Below are 15,894 nucleotides of genomic sequence, written 5' to 3'. Positions count from 1 at the left end.
TTTTGGGAGCCGTATCTGGACCGAAACTCCGGGTGCGGAGGGCCGAGGGCGAAGCCCTAACTTACGCCGAGCACCAGGTTCTTGAGGTCGTCCAGGGTCTGCTGCATGTGGGCGTCCATGGCTTCGCGGGAACGGGAGGGATCCCGGGATTCCAGGGCCTCTGCGATGTTCTGGTGGTGCGCGATGGCGTGAACCTGGATCTCCGGCACCGCCGACGTTTCGGCCCGGCGCTTCTCCAGCACCCGGTGCAGCGGTTCGAACAGGACGGCTACAAAAACGTTCTCAGACGCGTGCAGGATCAGGTCGTGGAAGGCCAGGTCCGCTTCCACAAACGCGGGGAGGTCGTTGACTTGGTTGGCTGCACGCATGGCTGCCACACATCCGTAGAGCGCCTGGATGTCAGCATCGCCGATCCGGCCGGCCGCGAGCTCACAGGCTCCGGTTTCCAGCATTCTGCGGAGCTCAATGAGCTGGATGGAGGCGGCGCCTTCGTTCTTGCCCTCGGAGGCGGCGCGCAACACTGCCTCCAGTGAGGCCCAGCGGTTCAGCGGGTTCACAAAAGTACCGCGGCCGCGCTCCACGCTGAGGATCCGCTGTGCCTCAAGGGTTTTCATGGCCTCGCGCACGGTCATCCGGCTGACTTCATGTTTGGCGCTGAGCTCAAGCTCCCCGGGCACGCTGGATCCCGGCAGGAATTCTCCTGCAATGATCCGGTCCAGAAGCTCGTCGGCTACTACATCCACCAGTGATTTCCGTGCCATGTTTTCCCCTGATCGCCCGTGGCAAATATGTCTGACAAGTCTACTTGCGCGTTTCAATGTGGTGTGCCACACTATTCTAAATGTTAGATGTCAGACATCTTACAGCTATCTAATCACCACCGATTCGACCCACAACGGAGTGAACAGTGACCCTTGAAGCAGACATTCTGGCCGCCTTTCCGGCCGAGGTCCGGATCCCTGCCCGGCTGGTAGCCGACGCCGTCGCGGCGTCCAGTGCCGAGTCTGCCCACATGCTGGTGGTTCTCGACGACGACCCCACGGGAACGCAGTCCGTCGCGGACCTGCCTGTGCTCACCCGCTGGGACGTGGAGGACTTCACCTGGGCCTTTGGCCAGGCCAAGCCCGCCGTTTACGTGCTGACCAATACCCGCAGCCTGGATCCCGCCGAGGCAGCTGCCCGGAACGGCGAAATAGTGCGCAACGCGCTGGCCGCCGCAGCAGATGACGGCCTCCGGCTCCGCTTTGTCAGCCGCAGCGATTCCACCCTCCGCGGCCACTACCCGCTCGAACCCGACGTCATCGCCGCCACTGTTGCTGAAGTCAGCGGTGAAGATACCGACGGTGTGGTGCTGGTCCCTGCTTTTCCCGACGCCGGCCGCGTGACCATCGGCGGCGTGCACTACATGCGCGGAACCGGGGAAGACGCCGGCCACCTGACGCCGGTGTCGGACACTGAATTCGCCAAGGATGCAACATTCGGCTTCACCAACTCGGAGATGGCCAAGTATGTGGAGGAGAAGTCCCAAGGCCGCTTCGCCGCCGAGTCTGTGATTGTCCTGGACCTCAACATCATCCGCGCGGGCGCAGCGAGGGCCGGCGCGGCAGAAAACCCCGACGGCGATCCTGCCGTTTCCGCCAAGGCGATCGCCGATGCCTTGGAACCTGCCACGCACTCCACGCCCGTTGTGGCCGACATCGTCACCGAGAATGACCTCCGCGCCCTGTCCCTGGGCCTGCAGGAAGCCGAACGGCGCGGCAAAAAGCTTCTCTACCGCGTGGGCCCGCCCTTTGTGCGCGCCCGCATCGGCCAGGAGATCCGCACCGAACTCAGCGGTGCCGAAGCCTACGCGGGCAACACCCCCTCGATGGCGGGCGGCCTGATTGTGGTGGGTTCGCACGTTGGAGTCACCACGCGCCAACTCAAAGCACTCACTGATCAGCACAGCGCCGCGCGCATCGTGGAAATCGACGCCGAAAGACTACTTGCCGCCGAAACCGAAACAGGCAGCGCGGATGCCTACCTCGACCAAACGGTGGACACTGTGGTGGACGCGCTCCGCGGCGGCGATGCCATCGTCCATACCAGCCGCCTGCTCATCAAGACCGAAGACCCGGCCGAAAGCCTGCGGATCGCACGCACGGTGTCCGCCGCCGTCGTCGCCGTGGTGAACCGGACCCTCAAGACCTTCCCCCCGCGTTTTGTTATTGCCAAGGGCGGCATCACGTCCTCGGACGTGGCCGCACACGGGCTGGAAATCCGGCACGCGATTGTCCGTGGCCCCATGCTGCCGGGCATCGTCTCCCTCTGGGAACCGGTGGACGGCCCTGCCAAGGGCATTCCCTACATTGTGTTCGCCGGCAACGTAGGCGACGACGACTCTCTCGCCCAGGTCACCCGCAAGCTCAGCAACACCTTCTAGTCCTCCCCACCTGCCCCCTAGCCTCGCAAGCTCGGCCAGGGAACCCGGCAGGCGTGGGCCCAACCATCTGCCAAATTCAACGGAGAAAACAATGTCTGCAAGCTACAAAGTCACAGTCCTGGGCCTTGGCGCCATGGGCCTGCCAATGGCCACGCGCCTGGCCAGCCAGCTCACGGTCCACGGCTTTGACATCGCCGAGTCGCGCCTGGCGCTCGCAGCGGAAGCCGGAATCCACACCTTCAGCTCCGCCCGGGAAGCGTCGAAAGGCGCCGACGCCCTGCTCCTGGCCGTCCGTAACGGCGAACAGCTCAACGACGTCCTCTTCGGGGAGTACGGGGTGGCTTCCGTGCTTGAGCCGGGCGCCGTGGTGATCCTGGGCAGCACCGTGGGCACCGAGGCAATTCCGGCAACCGTGGCCCGGCTCGCGGAATACGGCGTGGAACTCGTTGACGCTCCGCTGTCAGGCGGCCCCAAGCGTGCCGGCGAAGGCGACCTGCTGATCGTGGTGGGCGCGTCACCCGAGGCCCAGGAAAAGGCCCTCCCCGTCCTGGAACTTCTTGCCTCCACGCTCACCATCGTGGGCGACAAGCCCGGCGACGGCCAGGCGCTCAAGACCGTCAACCAGCTCCTGTGCGGCATCCACATCGCTGCTGCAGCCGAGGCCATGGCCCTTGCTGACGCCCTGGGCCTTGACCAGGCCAAGACCCTGGCCGCGCTGGAAGCCGGCGCGGCCGGGTCCTTTATGCTCTCCAACCGCGGCCCCCGCATCCTGGAGGCCTACACGGAGGACGGCGCCGAAGTCCTCAGCCGTCTGGACATCTTCGTCAAGGACATGGGCATCGTGGGGAAGGCCACCCGCGCCGCCGGGCTGGCAGCCCCCGTTGCCGCCGCCGCCGAACAGCTCTACCTGCTGGGCCAGGCCCAGGGCCTTGCAGCCCAGGACGACTCAGCCGTCATCAAGGTTGTAGCGCCCACGAAGCGCACCGCCGCCTAAATACCCGCCCCTCCAATCCCCGGAGGTGCGACGACGGCGATCCCCCCTCCGCCGTCGCCGTACCTCCGGAATCCCCCAGGAAAAATCCCCCAAAGAAAAAGCCAGCGCCAGGTAGCCCCACCTTCTGGGAGACTGGTTAGTCAAAGGAGACACCCCCAATGAACCACCTGATGAACCCACTGATAGTGCGGGCGGCTGATGCGCCAGCCATCAAACCCGCCGTTGAGCTGGGTACTCCACTGCTGCTCACCATCGCCGCGATCGGCATCGCCGTCCTGCTCGTGATGATCATCCGCTTCAAGATCCAGGCCTTCGTGGCACTCCTGACCGTGAGCATCATGGTGGCTGTGGCCGCCCAGATCCCGCTCAAGGACGTCTTCACGGTTGTGGCCACCGGCGTCGGCGGAACCATGGGCAAGGTGGCCCTCCTCATCGCCCTCGGCGCGGTCCTCGGCCGGATGATCGAGGTCTCCGGCGGAGTCCAGTCCCTGGCTTCGCACTTCACCGAGAAGCTTGGCGCCAAGCGCGTGGCCGTGGCCCTGACCGCAGTCGGCTTCCTCGTCGCCATCCCGGTCTTCTTCGAGGTGGGCATCATCGTGCTGGTTCCCATCGTTTACGCCTTCGCAAAGATCGCCAACGTGCACCCGGTCAAGTTCGGCCTGCCCATGGCCGGCATTATGCTCGCCATCCACGTCGCCGTCCCGCCGCACCCGGGCATCGTCGCCGGCGCCGGTGTATTCGGTGCCGACATCGGCCTGATCACCCTCATCTCGCTGATGATCTGCATCCCGCTCGGGTTCCTGTCCTACTGGGTTGCCAGCATCATGAACCGCAAGGACTACGAACTCCTCCCCTCCGTCAAGGCGCAGGTGGACGAGTTCGGCTCCGACTCGCTGGTGAAGGTGGGCCACGACGGCCCCGGCGCCGCCGCCATTGCTCCGCCCCGCCCTGCGCTGATCATCTTCCTCATCGCGGCCCCGATCGTACAGATCCTCATCGGCACCCTGGGCACCCTCACCATCCCCAAGGACAACGGCCTGTACGGGCTGGCTGCCTTCATCGGCAACCCGTTCTTCGCCCTCCTCGTGGCTGTTGGCCTCTCCTTCTTCCTGCTGGCCGTCCGCCGCAACTGGTCGCTCAAGGAAACCGGCGAAATTTTCGAAGGCGCATTGCCTCCCATCGCCTCCATCCTGCTGGTGGTCGCCGCAGGCGGTGTGTTCGGCGAGGTGCTCCGTACCTCCGGAATCGGTGCCGCCCTCTCTGAAACCCTGGACCACCTTGGCCTGCCCGTCATCGTCCTGGGCTTCGTGATCTCCCTGGCCCTGCGTGCCGCCCAGGGTTCGGCCACCGTCGCGATCGTCACCACCACCGGCCTGCTCACTTCGGCCGTGATGGAAGGCGGCTACTCGCCGGCCCAGATTGCCGTGATCGTCATCGCCATCGGTTTCGGTTCGCTGGGCCTGTCCCACGTGACCGACGCCGGATTCTGGACCGTGGTGCGCTACTACGGGCTCACCGTCTCCGACGGCCTCAAGACCTGGACGGTCCTCACCACCATCCTGGGTTTCGGCGGTTTCATCCTGACGTTCCTGGTCTGGATCCTGGTGGGAGGCCTGGGCGTCTGATGCGCACCCGACTCGACCGCCTGGTCACCTCGGCCCTGCAGCAGGGTTCGGCAGTTCCCGCCTTCACCTGCTACGACTTCACCACCGCGCTGGCCGTGGTGGGCGCAGCGGAGGCAGCGGACCGGGGCGTGGTCCTGCTGGTGGCCCCCAAGACGGCCGCCACGGCCAACGGCCTGCGCCTGATCGCCGCGCTCCGCGGCCTGGCAGATGTCGCGTCCGTCCCGGTGGCAGTCCAGCTGGACCACGCCTCGGACCTTAAAGTGATGGCCGACGCCGTCGCCGCGGGGGCGGATTCCGTCCTCGCGGACGGCTCGTCCCTTCCGTATGAGGACAACATCGCCCTGGTCCGGGCGGCGCGCTCGCTGCTGCAGGCAAAGGGCTGCACCGGCGTCGTTCTTGAAGCGGAACTTGGTGGGCTGGCAGGGGACGAGGACCGCGCGTTTGAGGCGGACCAGACCGGCGTAGCTGTGGCCGGCCTGACCGACTCCGCCCAGGTGGAGGACTTCTTGGCCCGGACCGGCGCGGAGCTCCTGGCCGTGGCCGTGGGCAACGTGCACGGCAGGTACAAGGGCGAGCCGCAGCTCCGTTGGGACGTGCTCCAGGACATCGCCGTGCGGACACATATCCCGCTGGTGCTCCATGGCGCGTCCGGCATTCCGTCGGGCGAGCTGGTCAAGGCCGCCGCCATGAACGTGGGCAAGGTGAACTTCAACACCGAACTCCGCACGGGGGTCCTGTCCACGTTGCAGGAACAGCTTCCGGCGCACCGGTCCGACGGCGAGAACCTCCAGGGCCTGCTGGGTCACTGGAACACTTCGGCCAGGGAATTCGCAACCGGCGCGCTGGGCATGCTCACACGCTGACGAGCATCGAGTTTTTGTCCAGATAGTGCGTCTTCCAGGCCTCCTAAAGTCGCCAGGTCTGGACAAAAACTCCGGGGAAGGGAGGCTAGGATCAAGCCATGATCCTGGCCTCCCTTCTTTTTGCGTTCATCGCCGCTGCCCTCCACGTGTACATCTTCACTATGGAATCCGTGACCTGGACGAGGCCGGCCACCTGGAAGCGCTTCAGCGTGGCTTCCCAGGCCGACGCCGAAATTACCAGGCCGTTGGCGTACAACCAAGGTTTCTATAACCTGTTCCTGGCTATCGGGGCATTTATCGGCATTGGCTGTGTGGCCCTTGCCTCCGAAGGATCGGCCCAGGCCGTGGTGGGCTGGACCTTGGTCTTCAGCTGCTGCGGCTCCATGCTTCTCGCCGCCCTGGTGCTGGCCCTGAGCGGTAAAAAGTACCTCCGGGCCGCCGCCACCCAGGGCGCAACGCCGCTGCTCGCCGTCGTGCTCGGAGTTCTGGCGCAAGCGCTCTAGGGACACGCCTACGTCAGCCACCTGCACGTTTCTGGCTGCCGCCGCGTGACGGGCGGAGAATGGAGATAACAGCAACATCCAGCGTTTCGTAGGGATCATACGTGAATGGCGTGAAGGAGCAGGGCGCCGCCCCGGAGCACGGGCCAGCAGAGCGTGACCTGGCCATTGACCTGGTCCGGTTCTTCTGCCTGGCGCTGGTGGTGGTGGGCCATTGCATGATGGTGAGCCCGGTTCTGCACCGCGACGGCACCGTGACCACTGAAAACACCCTCGGGGACCAGCCCTGGTTTGTGCCTGTCATCTGGATCTTTATGGTGATGCCGCTGTTCTTTGTCACGGGCGGGACCACCGGGCTGCAGTCCTGGCGGCGGCTCAAGTCCCGTGGCGGCACCGGCTTCGAGTTCGCGCAGGCCCGGCTACTGCGCCTGCTCCGTCCGGCGGCGGCGCTCCTGGCGGTGATGTTCCTGGGACTCTGGGCCGCACTGCTTCTGGGCGTGGACCCCCAGGTGGTCCAGCTCATGGCCACCGGCGCCGGAATGCCGCTGTGGTTCCTGGCGGCCTACCTCGCCGCGCAGCTGAACGTCCCGCTGCTGGCCCGCTTCCATGCCCGTGCTCCGTGGCTCACCGTTGCGGTCCTGGCGGCCCTGGTGGTGGGGGTGGACTGCCTGCGCGGAGCCCTGCCCCTGCTCGCCTATGCGAACCTGGTGTTCGTGTGGAGCACCGTGCAGCAACTGGGATTCCTGATGGCGGACGGCCACTTTGCCCGGCTCTCCCACTCCGGGCTGGTGGGACTGATCGTGGCGGCCAACCTGCTGCTGGGTGTGGTCACGGGGCTGGGCCTCTACTCCGGGAATATGCTGGTCAACCTCAACCCGCCCAACCTGTGCCTGCTGCTCCTCGGCGTGTCCCAGGCCGCGGTCCTTCAGCTGTTCCGGCCGGGGCTCGGCTGGGTTTCGGGGGTGCGCTGGGTCCGCGCCGTGGTGACGGTTGCCGGGCGTCACTCCATGACCGTTTACCTGTGGCACCTTCCCTTGCTGGTGGCGATGTCCGGGCTGCTGCTCCTCACCGACTTCCCCAAACCTGCCGCCGGCACCGCCGGATGGTGGTGGGCGCGGCCACTGGTGCTGCTGGGCGTGGTGGGCCTCCTGCTCCCCGTCCTGGCCGTCTTCGGCCGCCTTGAGGAACGTCCCACGGCGTCTGTCCACACCCGCAGCCGGCCCGCCGCCGCGGTGGTGACGGCCGCCGTCGTCGTCTTCATTCCTGTGGCGGACGCCGCCTTCAATGGCCTGACCTTGGGGTTGCTGGGAGGCGGCGCGGCATGCTTCGCACTCGCCGTGCTGCTCCTGGGCCGGTTGCCGGAACGTGTGCCGGAACGACTGATTCCGGCCCGGCGCCAGTCGGACGGCGGGGAGACGGACGGGACCGCCGGCGGGACGACGGGCGGGGCATTGCCAGCGGGGCCAAGTAGTGCCAGTGTCGAACCATGACTGAGAACATGATTTCCACAGAGGACAAATTCAGCCCTGACGTCACACTGGCCAGGAATGATGCGGACCACTGTTACGAGCTGCGGGTGGGCGGGAAGATCGCAGTTCAGTGCTTTTTCCTGGACAAACCCGGGCACGTGGATTTCACCAGCACGGAGACGGCGGAGGGATTCAAGGGCCAGGGCTTGGGCAAGGTGCTGGTCCACTTTGCCTTGGATGACGTGGTGGCGGCCGGGAAACGGATCATTCCCACTGACCCGTTTGTTGCCCCCTACGTGCGGCGGCATGAGGGCTACAAACAGTATGTCGACTGGCCTGAGGTCTGACCGTTAGCTGGGGTCTGCCCGTTACGCCGGCGTCCGGCCGTCCTTCCCGGTCCCTAGTCCTTCCCGGTCCCTAGTCGAAGTGCGTTACGGGACGGCTGTCGGACGAGACTGAGGCTACGAGATGTTCTGCGACGGTCCGGAGTTTCTGGTTCCTGGAGCTTGATGCCTTGACCAGGATCCCCATGGCGTCCTCCTGCGAGCACCGGTTCTGGCCCATGATGATTCCTGCGGCCAGGTCGATGGCGGTCCGGGACTCCATAGCCGCCCTGAGATCGGCTGCCAGCTGCTGCCCCGTGGCAACGCGCACTGCCAGGCGGAGGGCGCATTGCGCGTTCGCTGCGAACATTTCGGCGCTTTCCAGGGCGTCTGAATCAAACGCGTTCACGGCCGGCGCAAAGATATTCAGCGCTGCCTTGGCGTCCTCATCGAGGGTGAGGGGGACCGCCAGCACGCTCAGCTGGCCCAGCTGTGCAATGGCGACGCCGTATTCCGGCCAACGAGCGTCCGTCCGTGTGTCGGGGACCAGCACGGTTGTGCCGGTGTTCATCGCGTGCAGGCAAGGCCCGGCGCCGTAATTCTGCTGGATCTCGTCCATGATGCGCGCTTCAGGGTCACTCCAGGCAGCTGTGGTGGTCCGCCTGCGCCGGCTCAACGTGACGGCGCACACCACCGGGAGTTCCATGGACCCGGAAATGGCACGGGCAGCAAGGTCACAGAGTTCGTGCAGGAACTCATTGACGTCACTGCTGTCGACCACGAGGTTCTGCAGCTGCTCTGTCACAGCCGGGGATAGGACTGAGCTGTCAACCGCTGACGTATCCATATCTCAGTCTAGGTCCGCTGGGAGCCAAAGGCGCGGCCTTGAAGTGGTTATCTCAGGGCGGAATGTCAACACGACGCGCCGTAACAAGGGGCCCGGGGTTGTGACCTGGGCGACATTTTCGTAAGGTCGTTAGTGGGCCATGCAGCCGGACCCTCAAGATCTTTTTCGTGGAGATTCCATTGAGCCACAAACTTTCCCATCACAAGCTGCGCCTTATTGTCCACGTGGATCTGGACCCGGGACACATCACCGTAGATGTGGGCGGATGCCTGACGCAGTCCAACTTTCCGGCCTTGCTGCACTTGCTCCTCCGCGCGCAGCGCCTGGTATCAGGACCCGAAATAGCGCTCAATCTGCAGCGTGCCATTCACCTTGATGCGGGAGTTCTGGCCCACCTGCGCCACATCGCCAGCCCGGGATCCCACCGCGCGGGCCAGCATACGGCCATCCATCACGAAATGGGGCGGGCGGCCGCCGCGGCCCTCGAGGAAGCGGACGACTTTCATCTGACCATCGTTGAGCCTGTATACCTGCCTGTATGCCCCATCCACTCCGCGAAGGAGCTGGCAGCGGCGCGCCTGGATGTGGCCGAGGCCGCGATTGTTGAGCACCCCAACCAGCCGACAGATACGGCCAATCCCGTGCGGCCGTCCCGTGCTGCCTCCGCCAAGCGCACCACGCGCCAGCGGACACTTAAGGCCCACAAAGTACACCTCTGAAATGCAGGGTGTCATCTGCCCGTTCGCGCCGGGGTGCATTTCCTTAACGCGCGGCGCGCTGCCATTGCACTGCGTGCCAGAACAGCAGGCACATGATTGCCAATGTGCCGCTAAGCGCTGCAAAGGGCGCGAAGGTAACAAGGACAAAGCTTAGCGGTACGGCGCCGGAACTGGATGTGGAACCAGAGAAAGCATTGGTGAATCCCCAGATTCCCCCGAATACCAGTCCGGCCGCAAGGATCCACAGGATGGCGATAAACGGGTTGAACCATCTCCAGCCGGCACCCTTGGTTCCGTCTGCGTTGTGATCGCCGCTTGTCGCCCCCGGATTTGCGGGTTTCCCGTCCTGGTCCACCTCATGGAATCCGACTTTGTTCGCCTCGGCCTGCTCCACGTTTCCCCCTGTTTGATTCGTGTGGCTCACGTTTGCTGATACAAGAGCCTAGTTGCTATCGGCATCACCCTGGCTGGCCTCCGCGGGGTATTCTGCACGGGTTTGCTGATGCGGGCCAGTCAATGACGCAGTTGGCTTCCGAAAATCCGCATAGTTCCGGGCCTTGAGATAAATACATCACAAAAGTTTGACGAAAAGGTTGTCCTAAGTAAGGCTTGCCTTGCTAGACCCCCGACGTCGAACGAAGGATGACCATCGTGCCGCTGCTGCCCCGCGTTGAAGAGATGAGAGCGGTCGTAACCCGTGAAGGCGAAGACTTACCCGGGAGGGATTTCGGCTCCCGGGTGGAGCTTGCCTTCGCTGCCACCAACCATCTGTTCAACGCCCGGAACTCCACCCGATACGTGGCGCAGGTGCTGCAGGGGGTCAACGCCGTTGCCACCAAACTGGACCGCACCACCCAGCCGTTCACCGGCGTCGGACCTGCCGAACTGAAGACGCGCATCGGCGCCGTGGATCTGGACCGGCCGCTCCCGGACACCGCCGCGGCCCTGGAGGAGCTTGAATCCGTCTACCTGCGCGACGCCGTCTACTTCCACGATGCCAAGTACGCCGCCCACCTCAATTGCCCCGTGGTGATCCCTGCACTGGTGGGGGAAGCCATCCTGTCGGCGGTGAACTCGTCGATGGACACCTGGGACCAAAGTGCCGGCGCCACCATGATCGAGCGTCGGCTCATTGAGTGGACTGCCGACCGGCTGCAGCTGGGGGATACAGCCGACGGCGTTTTCACTTCCGGCGGCAGCCAGTCCAACCTCCAGGCCCTGTTGATTGCCCGCAACCATGCGGTGGCCGGTCTCCGGCAGCAACCGGGCAACTCAGGCCTCCGGCTGCCGGCCCTGCTGGAGAAGCTGCGTATCTTCACCTCAGCGGACGGCCACTTCAGCGTCCAGAAGTCCGCGTCCATGCTGGGGCTGGGGTTCGACGCCGTCATCTCCATCCGCTGCGCAGCCGACCGCCGGATGGACCCCGCCGCGCTCGCTGAGGCCATGGCGGAAGCGTACGACGGCGGACTGGTGCCGATGGCGGTGGTGGCCACCGCCGGGACCACAGACTTCGGAGCGGTGGACCCGCTCGCAGAACTTTCCGCCCTGGCCCGCGCCTACGGTGCCTGGTTCCACGTGGACGCAGCGTATGGCGGCGGGCTGATGGTTTCAGGCCGCTACCGCCACCTGCTGGACGGCACGCGGCTGGCTGATTCCGTCACCGTGGATTTCCATAAAACGTTCTTCCAGCCTGTCAGCTCCAGCGCCCTGCTGGTCCGCGATCGCGCCATGCTCAGGCACATCACCTATTACGCGGACTACCTGAATCCGGAAAGCGCCGCACTGGCAGAGATTCCCAACCAAGTGGACAAGAGCATCCAGACCACACGCCGCTTCGACGCCCTCAAACTCTGGCTCACCCTGCGCATCATGGGTGCGGACGCCATCGGCGCCCTCTTTGACGAGGCGATTGATTTGGCCGCCCGCGTGGGGTCGCTGCTGGCGGCAGACGACGATTTCGAGCTCGCCGCCGAGCCCCGGCTCAGCACGTTGGTGTTCCGTTACCGGCCACGCGTGGACGGTCCGGACGGTGGTGAAAGGCTTTCGGAGGACGCCGCGGATGGGCTCAATCCAGCCATCCGAGCGGCCGTTTTCGCCTCGGGCAAGGCCGTGGTGGCCGGCACGAAGGTGGAGGGCCGGCACTACCTGAAGTTCACGCTCCTCAACGCCGAAGCAACCTTGGAGGACATCGGCGAGATCATCAGCGTCCTGCGCAGCACAGGGGCCGGGTTGCTCCAGGACGAGCTGCAGCAGAGCGAGGCGTCCGCATGAGCCGCGTTTACGACTTCGCCGGCATCGGCGTCGGTCCCTTCAATCTGGGGCTCGCGGCGCTCAGCGAACCCGTGGATGGCCTGGACGGTGTGTTCCTGGAGCGTCGGGACTCCTTCGACTGGCACCCCGGCATGATGCTGGAACCGGCCCACCTGCAGGTGCCCTTCATGGCGGATCTGGTAACGCTCGCGGACCCCACTTCGCCGTATTCGTTCCTGAACTTCCTCAAGCAGACCGGCCGGCTCTACCGCTTCTATATCCGCGAGAACTTCTATCCGCTGCGGGCAGAGTTCAACCAGTACTGCCAGTGGGTGGCCGGGCAGCTGCCTTCAGTGCGTTTTAGCACGGATGTGCTGGATGTGGCGTACGACGCCGGTGTGTACCGTCTTTCCGTGAAAGGTCCGGGCGGGCCGGAGGTGCTGTTGGCCCGGCGGCTGGTGCTGGGCACCGGAACCTCGCCGTATCTGCCGGCGGCCTGTGAAGGGATAGTGGAGGCTGCCGCCAACGGCGGTCAAGGAGTGGTCCTCCACAACTCGGAGTATATGTCCAGGAAAAGTGAGCTGCAGCGGCAACGCAGCATCACGATTGTGGGCGGCGGCCAGAGTGCCGCGGAGGTCTATTACGAGCTGCTGCAGGAAATCGACGTCCATGGCTACCAACTGAACTGGGTCACCCGTTCCGGGCGCTTCTTCCCGCTCGAATACACCAAGCTGACGCTGGAGATGACCTCGCCCGAGTATGTGGATTACTTCCATGGACTGCCGCAGGACCAGCGCGACGGCCTCATCAAGAGCCAAAAGAACCTCTACAAAGGAATCAATTCCGAGCTGATCGACGCCATCTACGACCTGCTCTACACCAAGAGCCTCTCCGGCATGGTGGACACCCAGTTGCTGACGCACTCGTCGCTGACCGGGGCCCAGTGGGACCCGACCACCGGCACCCATACCCTGCAGCTGAGGCATGAAGAACAGGAGGCCGCGTACACCCTGGACAGCGAAGCCGTGGTTCTGGCCACCGGCTACGCCTACCGGGAGCCTGGCTTCCTGGCTGGCGTTCAGGACAGGATCGCACGGGACTCCGCCGGAAGGTTCGCCGTGAACCGGAACTACAGCACCGGCGTCGAACCCGGCGAGATCTTTGTGCAGAACGCCGAGCTGCATACGCACGGCTTTGTCACACCTGACCTGGGCATGGGCGCCTACCGCAACTCCTGCATCCTGCGGGAGATCACCGGCCGTGAGGTGTACCCGGTGGAGCGCAGCATCGCCTTCCAGTACTTCGGGGCGCCCGGCCCCGCGCCAGACCGTGACGGCGCCAGGCTCACCAGCGCTGGCGTGCCAGAGGCCAGCGGGACGGCGGTCCCGGCATGAGGTTCACGTTCCGGTGCCTGGACGCCAAGGCCGACGCCCCCCTCCTCCACACCTGGGTGACCCAGCCCTACGCATCCTTCTGGGGCATGTTGTCCTCTACAGTCGACGAAGTTGTAGAGGAATACTCCAAGATCCAGGCCAGCGGGCATCACCACGCGCTGTTGGGACTCGACGGCGGTGTTCCCGCCTTCCTGACGGAAGAGTACCTGCCGGCTGCCTCTCCGCTGGCGGGTGCCTACGCGGTGCAGCCGGGGGACCTGGGCATGCATCTGCTGGTGGCGCCGCCGTCGGGAGGGCCCAAGCCCGGGTACACCGCCGCTGTGATGGACGCAGTGCTGGAGCGGCTTTTCCAGAAGCCCGGCGTGGAACGGGTGGTGGTGGAGCCCGATGTACGGAACACCAAAATCCACGCCCTCAACGAACGGCTGGGCTTCCAGCCGGCCGGGGTGGTGGAGCTGCCGGATAAACAGGCACTGCTGAGCTGCTGCACCCGCACCGAGTACCTGGCCGCCCGGGCGGCCCTCCAACAGCCTGTAAACCTTTCAACGACGACCCACCAGGGAGCATGACTGTGACCACCATCGACTTCGATCCCGCCCTCATTGCGGGGCACACCGGAAACAGGGCAAACACGGCCCCCCATCTCACCCCGGAGCGCTGGGCCAAAGCCAACCGCCACCTGGTCCGCAAGGAGCTGGCCGAATTCTCGCACGAACGCATCCTCATGCCCGAGCGCCTGGACCCCACGGACACAACGGCAGGCGCGCCGGAGCACGCGTCACCGGCGCAGTACCGGGTCCGGAGCGACGATGCCTCTGCGGAATACTCCTTCACTGCCCGGCAGCTGGCGATGGATCACTGGTCCATCGATGCCGACTCCATCCGCTGCTCCAGGAACGGCAGGGATGCCGCCCCGGACGCACTGCGCTTCATCACCGACTTCCGGGACACCTTGGCGATTCGCGAGGAGATGCTGCCGGTCTACCTCGAGGAGATCAGCAGCACACTCGCCAGCCATGCCTACAAGCAATGGCTGGGCCAGCCACCGTCCAAGGAGCTCGTGGCCGGGGTCACCCGGGGCAGCAACCCCGCTGCCGACTTCCAGGCCATCGAACGCAGCATGACAGAGGGCCATCCCTGCTTTGTGGCCAACAACGGACGGCTGGGTTTCGGGATCAGCGACTACAAGGCGTTTGCCCCGGAGGCGGGTGCCCCGGTGCAGCTGGAATGGATCGCGGTCCACCGCAGCCAGGCGGCCTTCACCTCCAGCGCAGGCCTGGACTACCGCGCGCACCTGGACGCCGAGCTGGGTGGGGCGGCCCTGGCATCCTTTGATGCGGAACTCAGCGCGCCGGACCTGGACCCTGCCCAGTATTTCCTGATGCCGGTGCATCCCTGGCAGTGGGAAAACAAGCTTACTGTCACTTTCGCGGCCGAGATCGCCCGGCAGCACATCGTGCACCTTGGGACCGGGGCGGACAGCTACCAGGCGCAGCAGTCCATCCGCACCTTCTTCAACACCAGCGCACCGGCCAAGTGCTACGTCAAGACTGCGATGTCCGTGCTGAACATGGGCTTTATGCGCGGCCTGTCGCCGCAGTACATGAAGGCTACACCGGCCATCAATGACTGGCTCCGGAACCTGATCAGCTCCGATCAAGCACTCCAGCGGCGCGGCCTGGCCATGATCAGCGAGATCGCGGCCATCGGCTACCACAACAGTTATTACGAAGCCGCGTCCGCCAGCGGTTCACCGTATCGGAAGATGCTGTCCGCGCTGTGGCGGGAGAGTCCGCTGCCGCTGCTCGAGGACGGCCAGCAGTTGGCAACCATGGCGTCGCTCCTGCACGTTGATTCGGAGGGCACCCCAATGGTTTCGGCCCTGATGGAGCGTTCCGGGTTGGGACCCGTTGAGTGGCTGCGCCGGTACTTCGAGGCCTACCTCATTCCCTTAGTGCACTGCCTGTACCGTTACGAGCTGGCCTTTATGCCTCACGGCGAGAACGTGATCCTGGTGCTGGACAACGGCGTGCCGGTCCGCGCGATCATGAAGGACATCGCCGAGGAGATCGTGGTGATGGGGGACAGGCTGGATCTTCCCGAAGAAGTGGCCCGGATCCGCGCCGACATTCCGGACGGCGAAAAGGTCCTGGCCATCTTCACGGATGTTTTCGACTGCATCTTCCGCTTCCTCGGCGCACTGCTGGTGGAGGACGGCAAACTCAGCCAGGACGACTTCTGGGGCACCGCGGCCAAGGCCATCCAGGATTACCAGGCAGAGCACCCTGAACTTGCGGACCAGTTCGCCCACCATGACCTTTTTGCCGCGGACTTTGAGCTGTCCTGCCTGAACCGCCTCCAGCTCCGGAACAACCAGCAGATGCTGGACCTCACGGATCCGTCCGGGGGGCTGCAAATGGCGGGCCGGCTGGCGAATCCGCTGGCTGGGTTCACCTCAGCGCGTGGATGAGGTGACTAGGCTGGGGCC

The 15,894-nt window shown here is 65.0% G+C and carries 15 protein-coding genes; 12 read left to right on the top strand and 3 right to left on the bottom strand.

The features are described 5' to 3' along the window. Positions 1-56: 56 nt before the first annotated feature. Positions 57-761 (bottom strand): FadR/GntR family transcriptional regulator, encoded by a 705-nt coding sequence (locus QFZ30_RS18730; protein WP_307078796.1) that lies wholly within the window; start codon positions 759-761, stop codon positions 57-59. 146 nt (positions 762-907) lie between these two features. On the opposite strand from QFZ30_RS18730, the gene QFZ30_RS18725 reads away from it, so the two are divergent. The 7 genes from QFZ30_RS18725 to QFZ30_RS18695 all read left to right on the top strand — a co-directional run bounded on the left by QFZ30_RS18725 (position 908) and on the right by QFZ30_RS18695 (position 8,220). Next, entirely contained in the window at positions 908-2,422 is a 1,515-nt protein-coding gene (locus QFZ30_RS18725; protein ID WP_307078794.1) for a four-carbon acid sugar kinase family protein, read from the top strand. A 91-nt stretch (positions 2,423-2,513) separates the two neighbouring features. After that, positions 2,514-3,416 (top strand): NAD(P)-dependent oxidoreductase, encoded by a 903-nt coding sequence (locus QFZ30_RS18720; RefSeq protein ID WP_307078792.1) that lies wholly within the window; start codon positions 2,514-2,516, stop codon positions 3,414-3,416. Between the two features lie 158 nt (positions 3,417-3,574). Next, the gene (locus tag QFZ30_RS18715) at positions 3,575-5,041 is read left to right on the top strand and encodes a GntP family transporter (RefSeq protein ID WP_307078790.1); all 1,467 of its coding nucleotides are present in this window, start codon (positions 3,575-3,577) and stop codon (positions 5,039-5,041) included. Then, positions 5,041-5,904 (top strand): class II fructose-bisphosphate aldolase, encoded by an 864-nt coding sequence (locus tag QFZ30_RS18710; RefSeq protein WP_307078788.1) that lies wholly within the window; start codon positions 5,041-5,043, stop codon positions 5,902-5,904. The genes QFZ30_RS18715 and QFZ30_RS18710 overlap by 1 nt, the downstream gene beginning before the upstream one ends. 98 nt (positions 5,905-6,002) lie before the next feature. Further along, on the top strand, positions 6,003-6,407 hold the full coding sequence (locus tag QFZ30_RS18705) for a DUF1304 domain-containing protein (RefSeq protein ID WP_307078786.1): 405 nt from the start codon (positions 6,003-6,005) through the stop codon (positions 6,405-6,407). Positions 6,408-6,508: 101 nt separating this feature from the next. Further along, the gene (locus tag QFZ30_RS18700) at positions 6,509-7,894 is read left to right on the top strand and encodes an acyltransferase family protein (RefSeq protein WP_307078784.1); all 1,386 of its coding nucleotides are present in this window, start codon (positions 6,509-6,511) and stop codon (positions 7,892-7,894) included. Next, positions 7,891-8,220 (top strand): GNAT family N-acetyltransferase, encoded by a 330-nt coding sequence (locus tag QFZ30_RS18695; RefSeq protein WP_307078782.1) that lies wholly within the window; start codon positions 7,891-7,893, stop codon positions 8,218-8,220. The genes QFZ30_RS18700 and QFZ30_RS18695 overlap by 4 nt, the downstream gene beginning before the upstream one ends. Before the next feature lie 70 nt (positions 8,221-8,290). Here the strand turns inward: QFZ30_RS18695 and QFZ30_RS18690 are convergent, their stop codons facing one another. Then, entirely contained in the window at positions 8,291-9,043 is a 753-nt protein-coding gene (locus QFZ30_RS18690) for a GAF and ANTAR domain-containing protein (protein WP_307078780.1), read from the bottom strand. 179 nt (positions 9,044-9,222) lie between these two features. Here QFZ30_RS18690 and QFZ30_RS18685 point away from each other — a divergent pair, with 179 nt between their 5' ends. Next, positions 9,223-9,762: a hypothetical protein gene (locus QFZ30_RS18685; RefSeq protein ID WP_307078778.1), complete on the top strand. Its 540-nt coding sequence runs from the start codon at positions 9,223-9,225 to the stop codon at positions 9,760-9,762. 43 nt (positions 9,763-9,805) lie between these two features. On the opposite strand, the gene QFZ30_RS18680 is transcribed toward QFZ30_RS18685, so the two are convergent. Continuing rightward, positions 9,806-10,186 (bottom strand): hypothetical protein, encoded by a 381-nt coding sequence (locus QFZ30_RS18680; RefSeq protein ID WP_307078776.1) that lies wholly within the window; start codon positions 10,184-10,186, stop codon positions 9,806-9,808. A gap of 254 nt (positions 10,187-10,440) precedes the next feature. Between QFZ30_RS18680 and QFZ30_RS18675 the strand changes: the two genes are divergently transcribed. Genes QFZ30_RS18675 through QFZ30_RS18660 form a run of 4 tightly spaced genes read left to right on the top strand, consistent with a single transcriptional unit; the run spans position 10,441 to position 15,876 of the window. Next, on the top strand, positions 10,441-12,033 hold the full coding sequence (locus QFZ30_RS18675; RefSeq protein ID WP_307080360.1) for a pyridoxal phosphate-dependent decarboxylase family protein: 1,593 nt from the start codon (positions 10,441-10,443) through the stop codon (positions 12,031-12,033). Next, a complete protein-coding gene (locus tag QFZ30_RS18670; RefSeq protein ID WP_307078774.1) occupies positions 12,030-13,406 on the top strand; it encodes a lysine N(6)-hydroxylase/L-ornithine N(5)-oxygenase family protein in 1,377 nt (458 codons plus the stop codon). Before QFZ30_RS18675 ends, QFZ30_RS18670 begins: the two co-directional genes overlap by 4 nt. Beyond that, positions 13,403-13,975, top strand: a complete 573-nt coding sequence (locus tag QFZ30_RS18665) for a GNAT family N-acetyltransferase (protein WP_307078773.1) — start codon at positions 13,403-13,405, stop codon at positions 13,973-13,975. Before QFZ30_RS18670 ends, QFZ30_RS18665 begins: the two co-directional genes overlap by 4 nt. Then, positions 13,972-15,876, top strand: coding sequence for an IucA/IucC family protein (locus QFZ30_RS18660; protein WP_307078770.1), 1,905 nt, complete (start codon positions 13,972-13,974; stop codon positions 15,874-15,876). The genes QFZ30_RS18665 and QFZ30_RS18660 overlap by 4 nt, the downstream gene beginning before the upstream one ends. The last annotated feature ends 18 nt before the right edge of the window (positions 15,877-15,894 follow it).

Source organism: Arthrobacter pascens (assembly GCF_030815585.1).
GTDB classification, from domain to species: Bacteria; Actinomycetota; Actinomycetes; order Actinomycetales; family Micrococcaceae; genus Arthrobacter; species Arthrobacter pascens_A.
This window is presented reverse-complemented; position numbering and strand designations above follow the sequence as displayed.

Bases quoted from the DNA above. Each gene is read 5' to 3' on its own strand.
- QFZ30_RS18730 (WP_307078796.1), bottom strand. From the start codon at position 761: ATGGCACGGAAATCACTGGTGGATGTAGTAGCCGACGAGCTTCTGGAC.
- QFZ30_RS18720 (WP_307078792.1), top strand. From the start codon at position 2,514: ATGTCTGCAAGCTACAAAGTCACAGTCCTGGGCCTTGGCGCCATGGGC.
- QFZ30_RS18715 (WP_307078790.1), top strand. From the start codon at position 3,575: ATGAACCACCTGATGAACCCACTGATAGTGCGGGCGGCTGATGCGCCA.
- QFZ30_RS18710 (WP_307078788.1), top strand. From the start codon at position 5,041: ATGCGCACCCGACTCGACCGCCTGGTCACCTCGGCCCTGCAGCAGGGT.
- QFZ30_RS18705 (WP_307078786.1), top strand. From the start codon at position 6,003: ATGATCCTGGCCTCCCTTCTTTTTGCGTTCATCGCCGCTGCCCTCCAC.
- QFZ30_RS18695 (WP_307078782.1), top strand. From the start codon at position 7,891: ATGACTGAGAACATGATTTCCACAGAGGACAAATTCAGCCCTGACGTC.
- QFZ30_RS18690 (WP_307078780.1), bottom strand. From the start codon at position 9,043: ATGGATACGTCAGCGGTTGACAGCTCAGTCCTATCCCCGGCTGTGACA.
- QFZ30_RS18675 (WP_307080360.1), top strand. From the start codon at position 10,441: ATGAGAGCGGTCGTAACCCGTGAAGGCGAAGACTTACCCGGGAGGGAT.
- QFZ30_RS18670 (WP_307078774.1), top strand. From the start codon at position 12,030: ATGAGCCGCGTTTACGACTTCGCCGGCATCGGCGTCGGTCCCTTCAAT.
- QFZ30_RS18665 (WP_307078773.1), top strand. From the start codon at position 13,403: ATGAGGTTCACGTTCCGGTGCCTGGACGCCAAGGCCGACGCCCCCCTC.
- QFZ30_RS18660 (WP_307078770.1), top strand. From the start codon at position 13,972: ATGACTGTGACCACCATCGACTTCGATCCCGCCCTCATTGCGGGGCAC.